The 19881-nt window shown below is 61.6% G+C and carries 18 protein-coding genes; 12 read left to right on the plus strand and 6 right to left on the minus strand.

The features are described from left to right. Positions 1-97: 97 nt before the first annotated feature. Genes relA through M5B98_RS27545 form a run of 3 tightly spaced genes read left to right on the plus strand, consistent with a single transcriptional unit; the run spans position 98 to position 3749 of the window. Positions 98-2341 carry a GTP diphosphokinase gene (relA, locus tag M5B98_RS27535; protein ID WP_085710978.1) on the plus strand — a complete coding sequence of 748 codons (2244 nt, stop codon included), beginning with the start codon at positions 98-100 and terminating at the stop codon, positions 2339-2341. Continuing rightward, a complete protein-coding gene (gene mazG, locus M5B98_RS27540) occupies positions 2338-3180 on the plus strand; it encodes a nucleoside triphosphate pyrophosphohydrolase (RefSeq protein ID WP_085710977.1) in 843 nt (280 codons plus the stop codon). Before relA ends, mazG begins: the two co-directional genes overlap by 4 nt. Positions 3181-3206: 26 nt before the next feature. Continuing rightward, positions 3207-3749 (plus strand): DUF2058 domain-containing protein, encoded by a 543-nt coding sequence (locus tag M5B98_RS27545; RefSeq protein WP_007957793.1) that lies wholly within the window; start codon positions 3207-3209, stop codon positions 3747-3749. A gap of 97 nt (positions 3750-3846) precedes the next feature. Here M5B98_RS27545 and M5B98_RS27550 read toward each other — a convergent pair whose 3' ends face one another. The 6 genes from M5B98_RS27550 to M5B98_RS27575 form a co-directional block, all read right to left on the minus strand. Further along, positions 3847-4035 carry a hypothetical protein gene (locus M5B98_RS27550; protein ID WP_007957795.1) on the minus strand — a complete coding sequence of 63 codons (189 nt, stop codon included), beginning with the start codon at positions 4033-4035 and terminating at the stop codon, positions 3847-3849. Positions 4036-4310: 275 nt separating this feature from the next. Further along, a complete protein-coding gene (gene fabB, locus M5B98_RS27555) occupies positions 4311-5531 on the minus strand; it encodes a beta-ketoacyl-ACP synthase I (RefSeq protein ID WP_248744580.1) in 1221 nt (406 codons plus the stop codon). 11 nt (positions 5532-5542) lie between these two features. After that, positions 5543-6058 carry a 3-hydroxyacyl-[acyl-carrier-protein] dehydratase FabA gene (gene fabA / locus M5B98_RS27560; protein ID WP_003227150.1) on the minus strand — a complete coding sequence of 172 codons (516 nt, stop codon included), beginning with the start codon at positions 6056-6058 and terminating at the stop codon, positions 5543-5545. 247 nt (positions 6059-6305) lie between these two features. Then, a complete protein-coding gene (locus M5B98_RS27565) occupies positions 6306-8207 on the minus strand; it encodes an ATP-binding protein (RefSeq protein WP_248744581.1) in 1902 nt (633 codons plus the stop codon). Further along, positions 8204-9136, minus strand: a complete 933-nt coding sequence (locus M5B98_RS27570; RefSeq protein WP_248744582.1) for an ABC transporter substrate-binding protein — start codon at positions 9134-9136, stop codon at positions 8204-8206. Before M5B98_RS27570 ends, M5B98_RS27565 begins: the two co-directional genes overlap by 4 nt. Next, entirely contained in the window at positions 9137-11200 is a 2064-nt protein-coding gene (locus tag M5B98_RS27575; RefSeq protein WP_263860071.1) for a TonB-dependent receptor domain-containing protein, read from the minus strand. 256 nt (positions 11201-11456) lie between these two features. Here M5B98_RS27575 and M5B98_RS27580 point away from each other — a divergent pair, with 256 nt between their 5' ends. The 9 genes from M5B98_RS27580 (at position 11457) to M5B98_RS27620 (ending at position 19342) form a co-directional block, all read left to right on the plus strand. Then, a complete protein-coding gene (locus M5B98_RS27580; RefSeq protein ID WP_114884804.1) occupies positions 11457-12482 on the plus strand; it encodes an NAD(P)H-dependent glycerol-3-phosphate dehydrogenase in 1026 nt (341 codons plus the stop codon). A 32-nt stretch (positions 12483-12514) separates the two neighbouring features. After that, positions 12515-12862, plus strand: coding sequence for a DUF4389 domain-containing protein (locus tag M5B98_RS27585; protein WP_085710971.1), 348 nt, complete (start codon positions 12515-12517; stop codon positions 12860-12862). Beyond that, entirely contained in the window at positions 12859-13311 is a 453-nt protein-coding gene (gene sixA / locus M5B98_RS27590) for a phosphohistidine phosphatase SixA (RefSeq protein ID WP_085710970.1), read from the plus strand. The genes M5B98_RS27585 and sixA overlap by 4 nt, the downstream gene beginning before the upstream one ends. An 82-nt stretch (positions 13312-13393) precedes the next feature. Next, positions 13394-15049: an AMP-binding protein gene (locus M5B98_RS27595; protein WP_248744584.1), complete on the plus strand. Its 1656-nt coding sequence runs from the start codon at positions 13394-13396 to the stop codon at positions 15047-15049. A 31-nt stretch (positions 15050-15080) separates the two neighbouring features. Then, complete coding sequence (locus tag M5B98_RS27600) at positions 15081-15524, plus strand: hotdog fold thioesterase (RefSeq protein WP_007957810.1); 444 nt, start codon at positions 15081-15083, stop codon at positions 15522-15524. 116 nt (positions 15525-15640) lie between these two features. Continuing rightward, on the plus strand, positions 15641-16447 hold the full coding sequence (locus tag M5B98_RS27605) for an alpha/beta fold hydrolase (protein WP_248744585.1): 807 nt from the start codon (positions 15641-15643) through the stop codon (positions 16445-16447). Beyond that, complete coding sequence (locus M5B98_RS27610; protein ID WP_248744586.1) at positions 16444-17298, plus strand: alpha/beta hydrolase; 855 nt, start codon at positions 16444-16446, stop codon at positions 17296-17298. Before M5B98_RS27605 ends, M5B98_RS27610 begins: the two co-directional genes overlap by 4 nt. 127 nt (positions 17299-17425) lie before the next feature. Continuing rightward, a complete protein-coding gene (locus M5B98_RS27615; RefSeq protein ID WP_169431465.1) occupies positions 17426-18232 on the plus strand; it encodes a DUF4892 domain-containing protein in 807 nt (268 codons plus the stop codon). A 69-nt stretch (positions 18233-18301) separates the two neighbouring features. After that, entirely contained in the window at positions 18302-19342 is a 1041-nt protein-coding gene (locus tag M5B98_RS27620) for an AI-2E family transporter (protein WP_114884792.1), read from the plus strand. The last annotated feature ends 539 nt before the right edge of the window (positions 19343-19881 follow it).

A 19881-nucleotide genomic window follows, 5' to 3' on the forward strand; every position in this document is an offset into this window, starting at 1 on the left:
CTTGTGCAGCACTCGTCTTAGCCCCGCGAGTGCGGACGGGCAATCAAGGTCAGTGATTTGACGCATTGAGTCTGCGTCGTAGGGAAGGTAAAGCAAGATGGTACAGGTGAGAGCACACCAGCCGATCAACACCGACGGCAGTATCAATCTCGAGGCTTGGCTCGATCATGCGGTCAGTGTCGATCTGGCACTGGATCGCGAAGCCTTGAAGGAGGCCTGTGAGTACGCTCGACAGGCCGAGCAACAGTCCAACGCGGCAAAGAATCTCTGGTCCGAAGGCAGCGGCAGTTTCAGCACCGGCCTCGAGATCGCAGAGATTCTCGCCGACCTCAAGCTCGATCAGGATTCGCTGGTCGCGGCGGTGCTTTACCGTGGCGTGCGCGAAGGCCAGATCGAACTGGCAGCGGTCAGCCAGCGCTTCGGCCCGGTGGTCGCCAAACTGATTGACGGCGTGCAGCGCATGGCCGCGATCAGTGCCAGCCTCAGCCCGCGCCAGTCGATGGTGATGGGCACCCAGGGCCAGGTGGAAAACCTGCGCAAGATGCTGGTGGCGATGGTCGACGACGTACGCGTCGCGCTGATCAAACTCGCCGAGCGCACCTGTGCGATTCGTGCGGTGAAAACCGCCGACGACGAAAAGCGCAACCGGGTCGCCCGGGAAGTCTTCGACATCTACGCGCCGCTGGCTCACCGTCTCGGCATCGGCCATATCAAATGGGAACTGGAGGACTTGTCCTTCCGTTACCTGGAGCCTGATCAATACAAACAGATTGCCAAGTTGCTGCACGAGCGGCGGCTCGACCGCGAGCGCTTCATCGCCGACGTGATGACCCAGCTCAAGGACGAATTGCAGGCCACCGGCGTCGACGCCGACATCAGCGGCCGGGCCAAGCACATCTATTCGATCTGGCGCAAAATGCAGCGCAAGGGTCTGGAGTTCAGCCAGATCTACGACGTGCGCGCGGTGCGGGTGCTGGTGCCGGAAATGCGCGATTGCTACACCGCGCTCGGTATTGTCCACACCCTGTGGCGGCACATCCCGAAAGAGTTCGACGACTACATCGCCAACCCGAAAGAGAACGGCTACCGCTCGCTGCACACGGCGGTGATCGGCCCGGAAGGCAAGGTGCTGGAAGTCCAGATCCGGACCCATTCGATGCACGAAGAAGCCGAACTCGGCGTCTGCGCGCACTGGCGTTACAAGGGCACCGACGTCAAATCCGGCTCGAACCACTACGAAGAGAAAATCTCCTGGCTGCGTCAGGTGCTCGAGTGGCACGAAGAACTGGGCGACATCGGTGGTCTGGCCGAACAGTTGCGGGTCGATATCGAACCGGACCGGGTCTACATCTTCACCCCGGACGGTCACGCCATCGACTTGCCGAAAGGCGCGACGCCGCTGGACTTCGCCTACCGCGTGCACACCGAAATCGGTCACAACTGCCGTGGTGCGAAGATCAACGGGCGCATCGTGCCGCTCAACTACAGTCTGCAGACCGGTGAGCAGGTCGAGATCATCACCAGCAAGCACGGCACGCCGAGCCGCGACTGGCTGAACCCGAACCTCGGTTACGTCACCACGTCCCGGGCGCGGGCCAAGATCGTTCACTGGTTCAAGCTGCAGGCTCGCGACCAGAACGTCGCGGCGGGCAAGACCCTGATCGAGCGAGAGCTCAATCGCCTCGGTCTGCCGGCGGTGGATTTCGACAAGCTGGCCGACAAGGCCAACATGAAAACCGCTGAAGACATGTTCGCCGCCCTCGGGGCCGGCGACCTGCGTCTGGCGCAACTGGTCAACCTGGCACAACAACTGGTCGAGCCGGAACGCGGCAACGAACAGCTGGAGCTGATTCCACGCAAGGCCACCGGCTACAAGCCGGGCAAGCGCGGCGACATCCAGATCCAGGGCGTCGGCAACCTGATGACCCAGATGGCCGGCTGCTGCCAGCCGTTGCCGGGCGATGCGATCGTCGGTTACATCACTCAAGGGCGTGGCGTGAGCATTCACCGTCAGGACTGCGCCTCGGTGCTGCAACTGGCCGGGCGCGAGCCGGAGCGGATCATCCAGGTCAGCTGGGGCCCGGTGCCGGTGCTCACCTATCCGGTGGACATCGTCATCCGCGCCTACGACCGTTCCGGTCTGCTGCGTGACGTTTCGCAGGTGCTGCTCAACGAGCGGATCAACGTGCTGGCGGTCAACACCCGCTCGAACAAGGAGGACAACACGGCGCTGATGTCCCTGACCATCGAGATTCCGGGGCTGGACGCACTGGGGCGGTTGCTGGGGCGGATTTCCCAGTTGCCGAACATCATCGAGACGCGGCGTAACCGGACTCCATGAAACCGACCTACAGCCTTGAAGACCTGTTGCACCTGATGAACCGTCTGCGCGACCCGCAGTACGGTTGCCCGTGGGACATCAAGCAGACTTACGCGACCATCGTCCCGCACACTCTCGAGGAAGCCTACGAAGTCGCCGACGCCATCGAGCGCGGCGACTTCGATCATTTGCAGGGCGAGTTGGGCGATCTGCTGTTTCAGGTGGTGTATTACAGCCAGCTGGCGCGGGAGGAGGGGCGGTTCGAATTTGCCGGGGTGGTCGACAGCATCACCCGCAAGCTGATCCGTCGTCACCCGCACGTATTCCCCACCGGCGATCTGTATGCGCCACTGGACGTGCCGCGCCTGAACGAAGAGCAGGTCAAGCAGCGCTGGGAGGAGATCAAGGCCGAAGAGCGTGCCGAGAAATCCGCCGAGCCGCAGCAACTGTCACTGCTCGACGATGTACCGGCTGCGTTGCCGGCGTTGTCCCGCTCGGCCAAATTGCAGAAGCGCGCAGGGCAGGTCGGTTTCGACTGGCCGGACGCCTTGCCGGTGCTGGACAAGGTGCGCGAGGAGCTCGATGAAGTGCTCGAAGCCATGTCCGAGAATGATCCGCAAGCGGTGGCGGACGAAATCGGCGACCTGCTGTTTTCCGTGGTCAATCTGGCCCGGCACCTGAAGGTCGATCCGGAAACTGCACTGCGTGGCGCCAATGGCAAGTTCGAACGACGCTTCCGTTTTATCGAACAGGCATTGCGCGACACCCACCGCCCCATGGAAGATTGCACCCTCGAAGAGTTGGACGCCCTGTGGGGTGAAGCCAAACGTCAGGAAAAGAATTTGCCCAGCTGCGGCTGAGCCGTTGCCCAAGTGAGTAAGCATCAATGAGCCTTTCCCTTCGCGACCAGTTGCTCAAGGCAGGACTGGTCAACCAAAAGCAGGCCAAACAGGTCAGCAAAGACAAACAGAAACAACAGCGTCTGGCCCACAAGGGGCAGATCGAACTGGACGACTCCCAACAGCGTGCTGCCCAGGAAGCTCAGGCCGAGAAGGTCAAGCGTGACCAGGAACTGAACCGTCAGCAGCAGGAGAAGGCCGAGGCCAAGGCTCGCGCAGCGCAGGTCAAGCAGTTGATCGAAGTCTCGCGTCTGCCGAAGCTGACCACCGAGGACTACTACAACTTTGTTGACGACAAGAAGGTCAAGCGCATCTCCGTCAACACGCTGATGCGCAACAAGCTCAGCAGCGGCTCGCTGGCGATCGTGCACCATGCCGGCGGCTATGAAGTGATTCCTCGTGAAGCGGCCCTGAAGATTCAGGAGCGCGATCCACAGCGCATCGTGCAGCTCAACGAGAAGGTCGAAGAGGTCAATGCCGAGGACGATCCGTACGCGGCCTATGTGATCCCTGACGATCTGATGTGGTAAGCGGGTTTTGCCGGGCAGCGAAGCGGCCCTGAAACACCCGATAACGACAAACCCCGCCAATGGCGGGGTTTGTCGTTTTCAATGCTGTGGTTTCGGTTCAGGCGGATTTCAGATCCCGCTGCCGTTCTTGCAGTTCCAGTTCGGCCTTGTAGTTGTGGGCGTCGATCTCGTTATGGAACATGCCGACCAGCAAGTCTTGTTGATGCACATCCCAGATCCGTACGCCGGCGGCTACGCCTTCATGGGACATGTGTGAATCGTCGCGTTCAGTTACTTTTACAGTCATCTGCTAGCTCCAATCTCTGTTATCTGCAGCAAGGCGTGTGCAGGACTCTTTTATAAAATTTGTTAGCCTGCTAAGTAAACGCTCGATTTGTGCAATGTATTCTTGCGAAATCTGCAACAGCGCTGGAGCCCGCTGAATCCGCGACATTCAGTCGCAGGGCGGTAAGTTGCATGACAAACGTTTCATCTTGGCGCTGCTGAAAATGCTTTTCTCCGGGCAAAAAAAACGCCCCGAACCAGTCGGGGCGTTTTCATGTGCGGCTCAGCGGAAGGGAATTACTTTCCTTCCCAGCGCTTCAGCACGAGGGTGGCGTTGGTGCCACCGAAGCCGAAGCTGTTGCTCATCACGGTGTTGATGGTGGCGTTCTCGCGGGTCTTGGTCAGCACCGGCAGATCGGCCACTTCAGGGTCCAGCTCGTCGATGTTGGCGGAACCGGCGATGAAGTTGCCTTCCATCATCAGCATGCAGTAGATCGCTTCGTGAACGCCGGCGGCGCCCAGGGAGTGACCCGACAGGCTCTTGGTGGAGCTGATGGCCGGGGCCTTGTCGCCGAACACTTCACGCACACCTTTCATTTCTGCGACGTCGCCGACCGGAGTCGAAGTGCCGTGGGTGTTCAGATAGTCGATCGGGGTGTCAACGGTGGACAGGGCCTGCTGCATGCAGCGGATGGCGCCTTCGCCGCTTGGAGCCACCATGTCGTAGCCGTCGGAAGTCGCGCCGTAGCCGACGATTTCCGCGTAGATCTTCGCGCCACGGGCCAGAGCGTGTTCCAGCTCCTCGACCACGACCATGCCGCCACCGCCGGCGATGACGAAACCATCACGGTCGGCGTCGTAGGCGCGGGAGGCTTTTTCCGGAGTGTCGTTGCGCTTGCTGGACAGGGCGCCCATTGCGTCGAACAGGAACGACTGGCTCCAGTGCTCCTCTTCACCGCCACCGGCGAACACGACGTCCTGCTTGCCCATCTGGATCTGTTCCATGGCCGTACCGATGCAGTGAGCACTGGTGGCGCAGGCAGAGGCGATGGAGTAGTTCAGACCCTTGATCTTGAACGGAGTGGCCAGGCACGCCGAAACGGTGCTGCTCATGGTCCGCGTTACACGGTATGGGCCGACGCGCTTGACGCCTTTCTCGCGCAGGATGTCCAGCGCTTCCATCTGGTTCAGGGTCGACGCACCGCCCGAGCCTGCGATCAGACCGGTACGCGGGTTGGACACCTGCTCTTCGGTCAGACCGGAATCGGTGATGGCGTCTTTCATGGCCAGGTAGGCGTAAGCCGCTGCGTGGCCGACGAAACGATAGATCTTGCGATCGATCAGTTCTTCAAGGTTGAGGTCGATGGAGCCGGAAACCTGGCTACGCAGACCCATTTCGGCGTATTCCGGGTTGAACCGGATGCCAGGGCGGCTTGCACGCAGGTTAGCGGAGACGGTCTCTTTGTCATTGCCCAGGCACGAAACAATGCCCAGACCAGTGATAACGACGCGGCGCATGCGAATAACCCTTAGAAGTTGTCAGTGGAGGTGAACACGCCGACGCGAAGGCCTTCGGCGGTGTAGATTTCGCGACCGTCGACAGTCACCGAACCGTCGGCGATGGCCAGGTTCAGCTTGCCCTTCAGGACGCGTTTGATATGAATGTTGTAAGTGACTTTCTTGGCGGTCGGCAGGACCTGGCCGAAGAATTTCACTTCGCCCGAACCCAGCGCACGGCCGCGGCCCGGCAGGCCTTGCCAGCCCAGGAAGAAACCGACCAGTTGCCACATGGCGTCCAGACCCAGGCAGCCCGGCATCACCGGATCGCCCTCGAAGTGGCAAGCGAAGAACCACAGGTCAGGGTTGATATCCAGCTCGGCGACCAATTCACCTTTGCCGTACTTGCCGCCTTCTTCGCTGATCAGGGTGATGCGATCCACCATCAGCATGTTCGGGGCGGGCAGTTGCGCGTTACCTGGGCCGAACAGCTCACCGCGACTGCAGCGCAGCAGGTCTTCCCGAGTAAAGGCGTTTTGTTTGGTCATGCGAGCTCCTCAATAATCCCATGCGGCAGGTGGGGCAAATCTTCCCGACCGATCGACGCGTTCATGCCTCGAACCGGCAGCCTACTCATAGACTATTGCGTTGTGGTGAAAGTCACAGCACCAAGGACATGAATGTACACTTGTGCACTGAAATTTTTATTCAAGCCCCTTTTGAGGCTCGTTCGGGTGCCTAAGACTGCCGCACTTTCGCTTTTCACGCCAGTCGCAGATGCTCGAAAGGGCCTCTCTACTGCACCCAGCGCTGCAGAATCTGCTGCAGGTCATTACGTTTGAACGGCTTGGCCAGGTAATCGTTCATGCCCGCCGACAGGCAGTTTTCCCGGTCGCCCTGCAACGCGTTGGCCGTCAGGGCGATGATCGGAACATGGCCGCAGCCGGGCAGGCGGCGGATCTGTCGGGTGGCTTCGTAACCGTCGATGATCGGCAAACGGCAGTCCATCAGAATCGCTTCGTAACGACTGCCCCCGGCACTGCGTACAGCCTGCATGCCATCTGTGGCAACGCTGACAGTGAAGCCCAGGCTGCGCAGCATGGCCTCGATCACGGTCTGGTTGACCGGGTTGTCCTCCACCAGCAGGACATTGCGGCCTTCGCCGTGAGCATTGCCATCGATTGCGCGCGGCGCTGTCAGCATCGGCAATGCCTGCTTATATAGAGCCAGCGGAATTTCCAGGGTAAATACCGACCCGCGACCTTCTTCGCTTTGCGCGCGTAAGGTGCCGCCCATGCGTTCGGCCAGGGTGCGGGCGATCGGCAGGCCCAGACCGGTCCCGCCATAACGACGCGAAATCGAGCTGTCAGCCTGCTGGAACGCGTTGAACATCAGTTCCAGGCTTTCGGAAGAAATTCCGATGCCGCTGTCGCGCACCGAGCAGGTGAACCACAGCAATTCGTGATCCAGCGACTGCCACTGCGCCTCGATGCTGACGCGCCCCTGTTCGGTGAACTTCAGCGCATTGCCCACCAGATTGACCAGAATCTGCCGGATCCGCGTCGGGTCACCCTGTACCTGCAAACCGCGCAGGTCTTCGGGAATCCGCAGTTGCAACTCCAGCCCACGTTGCGCCGCGCTGTGCTGGAACGACTGCGCACACGCGCCGATCAGATCGGCGAGGTTGAACGGGATGTGCTCCAGCTCCAGTTCCGAACGCTCGATGCGCGAGAAATCCAGAATGTCGTTGATCACCTTGAGCAAATGCTCGGTGGACTCGGAAGCCAGCGCCGCGTACTCGATCTGCTCCTCGGTCATCTCGGTGGTTTCCAGCAATTGCAGCATGCCCAGGACACCGTTCATTGGCGTGCGCAGTTCATGGCTCATCATGGCCAGGAAGTCCGACTTGGCGTTGTTGGCCTTTTCCGCCTCTTCACGAGTCTGGATGAGCTGCGCCATGGCCTGGTGCTGTTCGCGACTGGCCTGTTCCAGCGCCTGGGCCAGATTGTTGATGTGCTGCGACAGGGCGCCCAATTCGGTGTCATCGACAATCGGCAACGGCGTCTTGTAGTCGCCGTCCTGAATCGCTTTGACCGCATTGCCAATGTCGCGGATCGGCTGCGACAGGCTGCCGGCCAGGCGCCGTGCCAGAACGAACGTGAAGAGCAGGGCGAACAGCGCCAGGATCCCGGCCTTGAGCAGGATCTCCTGTTGGCGCTGACTGAACGCGTCGTTGGACAGGCCGACGATCACCCGCCCCAGATAATCCTCGCTGGCACCGCCGTTGTTGGTCTTGCCGTCCTGAAAGAAATCATTGTGCAAGGCAATCCGTTGCAGCCGCACCGGTGACTGGAACACTTCGACCTGATGCGGGCGTTTGTGCGTATCCGATGGTTGTTCGACATACGCCAGAATCCGGTTGGCGCTGTCCTGGATTTCGAGAAAGCGCACATTGGGCGTGGCCAGTGTGGCTTTGAGCAGGCTTTCCAATACCTCGTTGTTGCCGGAAATCACCCCGTACTCGGTAGCGGGCGCGAGCTGGTTGGCGATCAGTTGGCCGGTGTGATTCAGCTCTTGGCGCAAATCCTGGATGCGCACGAAGGTGAAAAAACTGATCAACAGCAAGGTCAGCAACAGCGCAGGGCCCAGGCTGATCAACTGGGTGCGGGTATTGATGTCCCAACGGCGGAAAATCATGGGCGGCGCTCTCCTTCGGCCAGCTCTTCGGCAACAGACGCTTCATTCATTGGCTCTATCCCTAATGAACGAGCCACCTGCGCATTGCTTGATACTTTAAAACGCTCGGGATAGAGCGCTCTCGGCCAGGCGGCCGGTGGGCGGTCGAGCAATTCGTCGAGCACTGTCAGCCAATCGCTCTGGTCGCTGTAGGTACTGGCGAGGCTGCCGGCGCGCACGAACGAAACGTTCGGACCGATCAGCGCCAGTTGTCGCGAATAGCTGCTGAGCAGCAGGTTCTTCGCGGTTCTCGGGTTGTACAGGTCGGGGTCGTCGAGGCCCAGCAACACATCGCTGTTTTTCAGCACGGTCTGCAAGGGGCGGCTGTCGTGGGTGTTGTCCCAGCGCTGCGGGACGATTTGCAGATTCAGCGGCCGGGCGGCCGATTGCAGTTCCTTGAGCAGGAACTCGCTGTGCTGATCGAACAGCACGCCGACCCGCTGAGCCTGGGGCAGAATCCGCCGGATCAGTTGCAACTGACGACTCAGTGGCGGATCGCTCCACAACAGGCTCAAGTGCGGCGGTTGCGCGGTGCCGAAGCGTTGCCTGGCCTGCAAACGGCTGATGCGCAGGACCAGCGTCGCCGGCCCCTGGGGTTCCTGCATGCGCCAGTCCAGGCTGGGCAGGTCGAGCAGAATAAGGCGCAGACTGGACGGCAACTTGCCCGGCGCCGGCAGACTCGCCAGTGGCTGGAAATGTACGCGGTCGGTGGGGCGCAGTTCGCTCAGGGCCTGGACGAACGATTGCACGCCGGGGCTTTCCTCGGCGCCGGTCAGCAGAATGTCGGCCGCCTGCACCGCCACACCGTGCAGCCAGGCTGTCAGGAACAGACACAGTCCGGCCAGCCATTGGGCAGCCGTTGGCATCTTCCGTGACAGGGCGTAACGCATCTAGAACTCCAGCTCGGCGCTGAAATACATCACCCGGCGTTCGTCGTAGTTGTTGTCGACGAACGTGGTCGGCTCATTGTCCAGACGTTGTTGCAGCACCCCGGCCAGTTGCAGTTGAGCTTTGCCCAGCGGAATGCGTTTGGCGATGCGCGTGTCGACCCGTTCGAAGCGATAGCCGTTGAGTGCATTGTCGCCGTAATAGAAGAGGGCGCTGTTCCAGCCCTGGCCCCAATCGCGCAGCCAGCCGGCCGAGCCACTGTTGCGCGCGGTGAACTGCTGGTCCAGCGGATTGCTCGCCTCGGCGTCGACGTAGGCGTAAGTCAGGCGCAGTCGATCGGCCGCACTCAGGCGCCAGTCCAGCTGGGTTTCGGTGCCGCGAAAGCGCGAGTCGTTGGCGTTGCTGGCGATGTACTGATTGTTGCGCAGTGGTTCGCTGATCATCCCGGTGATTTCGTCGTAGAACAGCTTCACGTCCAGCGCCAGGCCCCATTCCGGGAAAAAGCCGTTGTAGCCCAGTTCCCGCGAGCGCATGTGCTCCTGGTCCAGATCGCCGGGGCCCCGGGTCTTGACGAAGTAGCGGGCCGAAGACTGGCCATAGGCGGACGGGCGCAGGTTGGTCACCTGATAACTCCAGTTGACGTTGTTCTCGAACATGTCTGGCGAGCGGATCGCTTCCGAGTACACCGCGCGCAGGCTGTGGCGCGGGTTGATCAGATAATTGACGGCAAACCTGGGCGTCAGCGAACTGCCGATCAACTGAGTGTTTTCAAACATGGCGCCGCCCTGCAACAGCCAGTGTTCGCTGGCGCGCCACTCCAGTTGGCCAAAGGCGCGCCACGTGGTGTCGTCCAGGGTTCCGTTGAAATAGGTCTCGGAATCGGCCCGGTCGTAACGATAGTTCAGGCCGCTGACCAGACGCAGACTGTCGGACAGGCTGAGGGTGTCCTGCAACTCCAGGTCATAGCGCGATTCCCGGGCACTCTGGTCGATGTCGCCGCACAGCGTCCGGCTGGCGCCGTTGCGCCATTGATCGAGCACCTGATTGGCCAGGGCCATTTCCGTTGGCGTGCCGGGTGCAGCACCGGGGCCGGTGTAGCGGGTGATGTTGCGCGCCAGTTGCTCGGTGTAGTTCGGATTGAGTTGCCACAGCTCCGTGAGTTGCGGACTGAACGACACCTCGGCATCACAGGCGCGCCAGGTTTGCTGGCGATCCCAGTGTTGCGCAGAGCCTTGTACATAAAGGCTGTGGTCGGGGTTGATGTCCAGGTTCCAGCGCACCGAGCCGGCGTAATCCTTGGCGATCACGTCGGAATTGTTCCCGGCGGCGGTAATCCCCGAGAACACAGGGCGGTAGGTGTACGGCCGCTGATTGGTCCCGTCCTTGGCATTGAGCTGCCAGTCCAGGCTCTGGTTGTCGCTGAGGGTCTGGCTGACCGCGAGGCTGAAGCGGTTCAAGCGGCGGCTGTCACGGTAATCGGCGCCGGTGCGGTCGCTGTCGAAGCCGTCATCTTCCTGGCCGGACAGCGACAAACGCAGGTCGCCGCCGTTCCAGCCCGTTCCCTGGCTGGCATAGAAGTCGTTGATGCCGCGTTGGCCACGGGTGATTTTCAGCCGAGTGCCGTGGCTGTCTGCCGGGTTGCGGGTGATGATGTTGACCACCGCCATCAGCGCGTTGGCGCCGTAACTGACGGTGTTTGGCCCGCGAAAGACTTCGATGCGTTCGATGTCCTCCATGGCCACCGGGATGTCGCTCCAGTCCACCGTGGCCAGGCCGGCGCGGTACACCGAGCGGCCATCGATCAGCACTTGCATGCGCCGCGCTTCGGTGGCATTGGTGCCGTGATAGTTCACCACCGCCTGATTGCCGCTGATGTTGCCGACCATCATCCCCGGCACCAGGCGCAGCAGTTCGCTGATGTCCCGGGCACCGCTGGCGTTGATCAGTTCGCTGTCGATCACGGTCATGCTGCCCGGGACTTCCGCCGGTGACTGTTTCAGGCGCGTGGCCGTGAGGATCTGGGGCAAGGCCTCGCCGTCGAGAAACAGGTCGTCCGCCAGCAACATCGGGCTGAACAGCAGCGCCAGCAGCAGGGACGAACGCGGGGAGGGAGTGCCAGAAAACACGACGCAGCCTTGATAGCAAAGAATTGGCGCGCATGTTAACCGAGGACAGTGACTTTTCCAGTCACGTTGCGGGCATTTTCCTCGGTTTTATTGGTCTTCTTCCTACAAGTGCGGGTAATTGACGCCGGGGCTGTCCGAGAAGGGGCCGCTCCGTATAATGCCCGCATCGCCACTGGTATGGATTAACGGATTACATATGACTGAACAGCGCCCGATTGCGGTCCTGGGAGGCGGAAGTTTCGGTACCGCCGTGGCCAATCTGTTGGCCGAGAACGGCCATCAAGTCCGGCAGTGGATGCGTGACCCCGAACAGGCCGAGGCCATCCGGGTCAATCGCGAGAACCCGCGTTATCTCAAGGGCATCAAGATTCTGCCGGGCGTGACGGCCGTCACCGACCTGCAGGAAACCCTCGATGCCTGCGAGTTGTGCTTCGTCGCGTTGCCATCGAGCGCACTGCGCACAGTATTGGCGGCGCATGCCGAGCGTCTGAGCGGCAAGATGCTGGTCAGCCTGACCAAGGGCATCGAAGCCCACACCTTCAAACTGATGAGCCAGATCCTCGAAGAAATCGCGCCGCAGGCGCGCATCGGCGTGCTATCCGGGCCGAACCTGGCGCGGGAGATCGCCGAGCACGCGCTGACCGCCACGGTGGTCGCCAGCGAAGATGAAGAACTGTGCAAAGAAGTGCAGGCCGCGCTGCATGGCCGTACTTTCCGCGTCTACGCCAGTGCCGACCGCTTCGGCGTGGAGCTGGGCGGCGCACTGAAAAACGTCTACGCGATCATTGCCGGCATGGCGGTGGCGCTGGAGATGGGCGAGAACACCAAAAGCATGCTGATTACCCGCGCCCTGGCCGAGATGACCCGGTTTGCGGTGAATCAGGGCGCCAACCCGATGACCTTCCTCGGTCTGGCCGGGGTCGGCGACCTGATCGTCACCTGCTCGTCGCCGAAAAGCCGCAACTATCAGGTCGGTTTCGCCCTCGGTCAGGGTTTGAGCCTCGACGAAGCGGTATCGCGCCTCGGTGAAGTCGCCGAAGGGGTCAATACCCTGAAAGTGCTCAAGGCCAAGGCCCAGGAGGTCGGCGTGTACATGCCGCTGGTCGCCGGGCTCCATGCGATCCTGTTCGAAGGGCGCACGCTGGAACAGGTGATAGGCCTGTTGATGCGCGCCGAGCCGAAGACCGACGTCGACTTCATTTCCACCAGTGGTTTCAACTGATTGCCTTTTATTTCAGGGCAGGGGAGCTAGACATGAACGATCCGAAAACCGAAGCCAAGTACGAATCCATCCTGCTGCGGGTGTTGTGGATGATCGTCTACATCGTCGTCTGGCAGGTGGCGCAGTTCATCCTCGGCGCGGTGGTGCTGGTGCAACTGATCTATCGTTTGATCTATGGCGCCCCGAGCGCCGGTCTGATGAATTTCGGCGACAGCCTGAGCCAGTTCCTGGCCCAGATCGGCCGGTTCGGCAGCTTCCACAGCGACCAGAAACCCTGGCCGTTCGCCGACTGGCCGGCGCCGCGTACCCCGGAAGGTGAAGCGCCACACGTCGTCGCGCCGGCACCGCATCCGGCCCGGGATGAGGAACCCAAGCTATGAAACTCTGGGTATTGCGTCACGGCGAGGCCGAGCCCTATGGCTCGCGCCCCGATTCGGAGCGGGAACTGACCGCTCACGGCCGCAAGGAAGTGCTCAGCAGCGCCGCCCGATTGATGGGCCAGCCACTGACCGCTATTTACGCCAGCCCGTACTTGCGGGCACAGCAAACTGCGCAATTGGTGCGCGAGGCGCTGGGGTTCGAGCCGGAGATCCGCACGGTCGAATGGCTGACCCCGGAAGTCGATCCGGACCGCGTCGCCGAGCAGCTGGTGTCGGTGAGCAACGTGCTGCTGGTCAGCCACAATCCGCTGGTCGGGCATCTGCTCAGTTATCTGCAACACGGCGCCGGTTATCCGCCGGAAAAGGTCAGCACCGCCGGGCTGGCCGAGCTTGAGCACAGCGAGTTGCTGATCGGTTCGATGACGCTCAACAGCCTCAAGCACCCGTGAAATTTTTTGTATGAAATAGTCAACCAAGCACTTGCTTGGTTGACTACGCTTGCTCCATCCCAAAAAGAAAGGAGCGAGTCGCATGTCTGCTGCTTTTCGATTGCCGCTGGACGTGTTCTACGAACGCGAGGCCCGGCACCCGCGTCAGCGTTTTCTGGTGCAACCGATCGGCGGCGGGCAGGTCGAGACGCTGACCTGGGCCGACGTCGGCCATCAGGCCCGCTGCGCCGCACACTGGCTGCGCTCCCGGGAGTTGCCCCAAGGCAGCCACATCGCCCTGATCTCGAAAAACTGCGCCCACTGGATCATCGCCGACCTGGCGATCTGGATGGCCGGGCATGTTTCCGTGCCGCTCTATCCCAACCTCACTGCCGACTCGGTCAATCAGGTCCTCACTCATTCCGAAAGCGTCTTGGCCTTCGTCGGCAAACTGGATGACTGGCAAGGGATGTCTACCGGTGTACCCGCGGATCTGCCGACCATCAGCCTGCCGCTGCATCCACCGGGCGAGTTCGATTTCAACTGGGGCGACCTGCAACGTTATTCACCGATCCAGGACGACCCGCGACCCGCCGCCGAGCAATTGGCGACCATCATCTACACCTCCGGCACCACCGGCCTGCCCAAAGGCGTGATGCACAGTTTTGCCAACCTGGGATTCGCAACGACTCGCGGCACGCAATTGTTCGGCCTCAATGAAAACGACCGACTGCTGTCCTATCTGCCGCTGTGCCATGTGGCTGAACGGATGTTCGTCGAGCTGGCGTCGATCTATACCGGGCAAACCGTTTTCTTCGCCGAGAGTCTCGATACCTTTCTCGATGATCTGAGGCGGGCACGGCCGACGGCGATGTTTGGCGTGCCGAGGATCTGGACCAAATTCCAGATGGGCGTCTACAGCAAGATCCCGGCGAAACGTCTGGATTTTCTCCTGGGTCTGCCCTTTATCGGCAAGCGGGTCGGCCACAAGGTGCTGGCCGGCTTGGGCCTGGATGCCTTGCGCGTGGCCCTGTCCGGAGCGGCGCCGGTGCCGCTGACCTTGTTGCGCTGGTATCAGAAACTCGGGCTCGACGTGCTGGAGGTCTACGGCATGACCGAGAGTTGCGGCTATTCGCACATCTGCCTGCCGGGGCAATACAAGGAAGGCTGGATCGGCCGGCCATGTCCTGATGTCGAGGTGCGAATCGACGAGTCTGGCGAAGTGCAGGTGCGCAGCCAGGCCAACATGCTGGGCTATTTCAAGGAACCGCAGAAAACCGCCGAGACCCTGACCGCCGACGGCTTCCTGCGCACCGGAGACAAGGGCGAGCAGGACGCCGAAGGTCGTTTGCGCCTGACCGGGCGGCTCAAGGAAATCTTCAAGACCAGCAAAGGCAAATATGTCGCTCCGGCGCCGATTGAAAACCGTCTCGCCGTGCATACAAGGATTGAGCAGGTCTGCGTGGTCGGCGATGGTCTGAGTGCGCCGCTGGGGTTGTGTGTGATCTCGGCAGCCGGGCATGAAGACGCACGACCGCAATTGCATTCGAGCCTGGAAAAACTGCTGGAGGAGGTCAACGCCGTGCTCGACAAGCACGAACGCCTGCGGCGTCTGGTGGTGGTCAAGGACAGTTGGGCGGTGGAAAACGGCTTCCTGACGCCAACCCTGAAGATCAAGCGCAACGTCATCGAAGACACCTACGGCGCGCGCTTCGAAGAATGGAGCGAGCGCAGCGAGGCGGTGCTGTGGCAGGATTGAGCGTCGATCAAAACAACAAAGGAAGCCTGCGATGACCTTGTGGCGCACCACTCCGAACATCGAGCAGTTGAACGCAATCCAGAAAAACACCATCGGCGAAGTGCTGGACATCCGCTTCGAGTCCTTCGACGAGGAATCGCTGACGGCCAGCATGGTCATCGACCATCGCACCCATCAGCCTTACGGCCTGCTGCATGGCGGTGCCTCGGTGGTGCTGGCCGAGACCGTCGGCTCCATGGCCAGTTACCTGTGCATCGATGCCAGCAAGTTCTATTGCGTGGGGCTGGAGATCAACGCCAACCACCTGCGCGGTCTGCGCAGCGGACGGGTGACGGCGGTGGCCAAGCCGATTCACATTGGCCGCACGACCCATGTCTGGGACATCCGCCTGACCAGCGATGAAGGCAAGGCCAGTTGCGTGTCGCGGCTGACCATGGCCGTGGTGCCGCTGGGCGAGCAACCGCCGGCACGCTGACCGATCCGTCATAGCCCTGACCGGACTGTCATCATTCCTGGCAGTTACGGTCATTGCTGTGGAACGCGGTCTTACGGACAATCAACGCCACGTTTACCGCCCATGGATTTACCCGTATGTCGCAACCGATCTTCTTCGCCCACGCCAACGGTTTCCCTTCCGGCACCTACGGCAAGCTGTTCTCGGCGCTGGCGCCCGAGTTCCGGGTGACGCATCTGGAGCAGCATGCCCACGATCCGCGTTTCCCGGCGGGTGACAACTGGTACCACCTGGTGGACGAGCTGATCCATCACCTGCAACAGCAGGGCGAGCCGGTGTGGGGCGTTGGCCATTCCTTCGGCGGAATGCTGCACCTGCACGCCGCGCTGCGTTGCCCTGAGCTGTATCGCGGGGTGGTGATGCTCGATTCGCCGGTGCTGACCCGCACCGACCGATGGGTGATCCGCGCTGCCAAGCGTTTTGGCTTCATCGACAAACTCACCCCGGCCGGTCGCACATTGGGACGACGCGAAGAGTTCGCCGACCTCGACAGTGCCCGCAGCTACTTTGCCGGCAAGACTCTGTTCCGTGGATTCGATCCCGAGTGCTTCGACGCCTACCTGCAACACGGTTTGCACAAGGTTGGCGACAAGTTGCGTCTGCGCTTCGATCCGGCCACCGAAATCAGCATCTATCGCGGTGTGCCGCACACCAGCCCCGGGCGCACCCGGCAGCTTCAGGTGCCACTGGCGGTGGTGCGCGGGCACAAGAGTCGCGTGGTGATGAACCATCACACCCGGCACGTCGGGCGCCTGCCTCAGGGCGAGTCGCTGACAGTGCCCGGCGGCCACATGTTTCCCCTTGAGCGGCCGCAGGACACTGCACAACTGCTGAAGAACCTGTTCACTCGCTGGGAAAACCGCCAGCACAAGGATTGCGCATGAGCCCGTCGGTCGAAGAAGTGCGCCTGAGCCTGCCGCATATCGAGCTGGCGGCACACATTTTCGGCCCGGAAGACGGGTTGCCGGTGATTGCCCTGCATGGCTGGCTGGATAACGCCAACAGCTTCGCTCGCCTGGCGCCGAAGCTCAAAGGCTTGCGCATTGTTGCGCTGGACATGGCCGGCCACGGTCACTCGGCGCATCGTCCGGTCGGCGCGGGTTACGCGCTGTGGGACTACGCCCATGACGTGCTGCAAGTCGCTGAACAGCTGGGCTGGCAGCGCTTCGGCCTGCTCGGGCATTCGCTGGGGGCGATTGTTTCGCTGGTGCTGGCAGGCTCGTTGCCGGAGCGCATCACCCATCTGGCGCTGATCGACGGGGTGATTCCTCCTACAGATAAAGGCGAAAGCGCCGCCGAACGCATGGGCATGGCCCTGCAGGCACAGCTTGATTTGCGGGAAAAACGCAAGCCGGTCTACGACACCCTCGACCGGGCCATCGAAGTGCGCATGAAAGGCCTGGTGGCGGTCAGCCGTGAGGCCGCCGAACTGCTGGCGCAACGCGGCCTGATGCCGGTGCCCGGCGGTTACACCTGGCGCACCGACAACCGTCTGACCCTGCCATCGCCGCTGCGTCTGACTCAGGAACAGGCGATGGCCTTCATCCAGCGCATTGCCTGTCCGACGCAATTGGTGGTGGCGGCCGACGGCATGCTGGCTAAACACCCCGAGCTGCTGGAGCGTCTACCCTTTAGCCGGGAACAGCTGCCGGGCGGGCACCATCTGCACCTGAACGACGAGTCGGGTGCGGTTCTTGTCGCAGACTGTTTCAATCGGTTCTTCGCCATTCCTTGACTTGCCCCGGGCAACTGTCGAGGCTGGGCGGGTTGAAATGGGAGACAACCACAATGGATTTCTACACCGCTGCGAACCCGAATAGCCAGAAAGGCGCCCCGGCCATGCCGATCCGATGAGCCTGTCCATGCGATCTTTCAGTCTGCTGGCGCTGTGCTGTTTCAGTCCCGTGTTGCTCGCTGCCGACCTGCCGGGCAGTCAGGATCTGCCGATCGTGCCGCGTCTGGCCGATGCGCAGATCGTCGACTATCGCCCGGCCGCGACGCTGGAGCGGATCTACCCGATGGGCTCGATCCGCAAGATCAGCGGCCAGTTGCGTTTCGACGGTCAGGTCGGCGCCCGTGGGCAGACCACCTCGGTCACCTACGAATTGCCGCCGGAACATTCCGCCAATGAAGCCTTCACCGTCGCCCGCGAGGCCCTGCAAAAACAGGACGCCGAACTGTTGTTCTGGTGTCAGGCCAGGGATTGCGGCGAAAGCAGCCTGTGGGCCAACGAAGTGTTCGGCAATGCCAAGCTGTACGGTGCCGACGAGCAGCAGGCCTATCTGCTGCTGAGGCTGGCGGCACCTCGCGACAACACGCTGGTGGCGCTGTACAGCATCACTCGCGGCAATCGCAAAGCCTATCTGCACGTCGAACAGTTCGAGGCCGCCACGCCGTTGGGGGAGCTGCTGCCGACATCCGCGACCCTGTTGCGTCAGTTGAAAGACACCGGCGAGCTGAAATTGCCGAAACTGGCTGGCGATCCGGATGACACCTGGCTGCGACTGCTGTCCCGTGGCCTGAACCTCGACACCACGTTGCGGGTGACGGTTTCCGGGCTCAAGGCCGAAGCCTGGCGTCAGGCACTGATCGCGCAGGGTGTGCGAGCCGCACGTATGGAGACCGGCAATGTCGAAGGTGCCGGCCTGCGCATCGATCTGTTGCGATAAGGTGTCTGCGGCGGACACGCCCGACGTGTTCGCCTACTCTTTGCCTGACTGACTTTTTCGAGATTTCACATGCCCAATAATGATCGTCTGCTGGTGCAGATCCTGTTGCTGGTGCTGTTCGGCGCCAGTTTCTGGGTGATGGCGCCGTTCTGGTCGGCGCTGTTCTGGGGCGCGGTGCTGGCATTTGCCAGTTGGCCATTGATGCGCCTGCTGACCCGCTGGCTCGGCGGCCGCGAATCACTGGCGGCAAGTATCCTGACCCTGGGCTGGATGCTGCTGGTGGCGGCACCGCTGGTCTGGCTGGGGTTCAACCTCGCCGATCACGTGCGCGATGCCACGGTGTTCATCAAGGATGTGCAGGTCGACGGCCTGCCGGAAGCGCCGGCCTGGCTCGGCACGATTCCGCTGGTGGGAGAGCGGCTGGTCGGTTTCTGGAACAGTGTCGATCAGCAGGGCGCGGCGTTGATGGTGTCGCTCAAGCCTTATCTGGGGCAGGTGGGCAACTGGCTGCTGGCGCGCAGTGCGCAGATTGGCGGCGGGATTCTCGAGCTGACCCTGAGTATTGTCTTCGTGTTCTTTTTCTACCGTGACGGGCCGCGGCTGGCGGCGTTCGTGCACAGCCTGCTGGAGCGCTTGATCGGTGATCGTGCCGGGTATTACATCGAACTGGTGGCCGGTACTGTGCAGCGGGTGGTGAACGGGGTGATCGGTACGGCGGCGGCGCAGGCGATTCTGGCGCTGATCGGGTTCCTCATTGCCGGGGTGCCGGGTGCTTTGGTGCTGGGGATCGTGACGTTCCTGCTCAGCCTGATTCCGATGGGGCCGCCGCTGGTGTGGATTCCGGCCACGGCCTGGCTGGCCTGGAAGGGTGAGTACGGGATGGCGGTGTTTCTCGGGATCTGGGGGACGTTCATCATCAGTGGCGTGGACAACGTGCTCAAGCCGTATCTGATCAGCCGTGGCGGGAATCTGCCGCTGGTGATTGTGTTGCTCGGGGTGTTTGGCGGGTTGATTGCGTTCGGGTTTATCGGGTTGTTTATCGGGCCTACGCTTTTGGCGGTTGCTTATAGTTTGTTGACGGATTGGAGCAAGAGTCAGGGGCGGGTTTGAGGCTTTTTGGCTTTGGTGCCTTGGCGGCCTTTGGGCCGGCCATGCTCTGGGTGGTTTTGGGTGAATATCCGTTTCTTCGGGTGTTGCGGCTGGCGGTTCCGCTCTTACAGCGGCTCACTTTTCCAAACGCCGAAAAGTAAGCAAAAGGCTTGGCCCCAACGTTCGGCGCCTCGCTGTGGCTCGGCGTCCCTTCGCTCCGGGATTCATCCGGGGGCATCGCCTCCGGTTTGCTTCGCTGCACCTCCTCTCGATGTGTTTGGCTTCGCCAAACGGCGCTTCGCGCCCACCCCCGGATAAATCCCTCCACTCAGCCTCTCAACGGGGCCGGTACGTCAAAAGCGGTACTTGAGCTAACGCTCATCGTGTTGAGTGGTGGGAAGCCAAAGCCAAAGCCAAGGCAGAAGCAGAAGCAGAGGTAGAGGAGGCCGGTGCGGGATGTGTGCTTTCAAAGACCCGAGTTCACCTCGGTATGTCACGTCGGCGTACCTCCCCCAAACAACTCGGTCAGTCCCCTCTCCCTATGGGCGGTCCGACGTTTC

Origin of the sequence: Pseudomonas sp. MWU12-3088, assembly GCF_023242405.1 — a bacterium.
GTDB classification, from domain to species: domain Bacteria; phylum Pseudomonadota; class Gammaproteobacteria; order Pseudomonadales; family Pseudomonadaceae; genus Aquipseudomonas; species Aquipseudomonas kribbensis.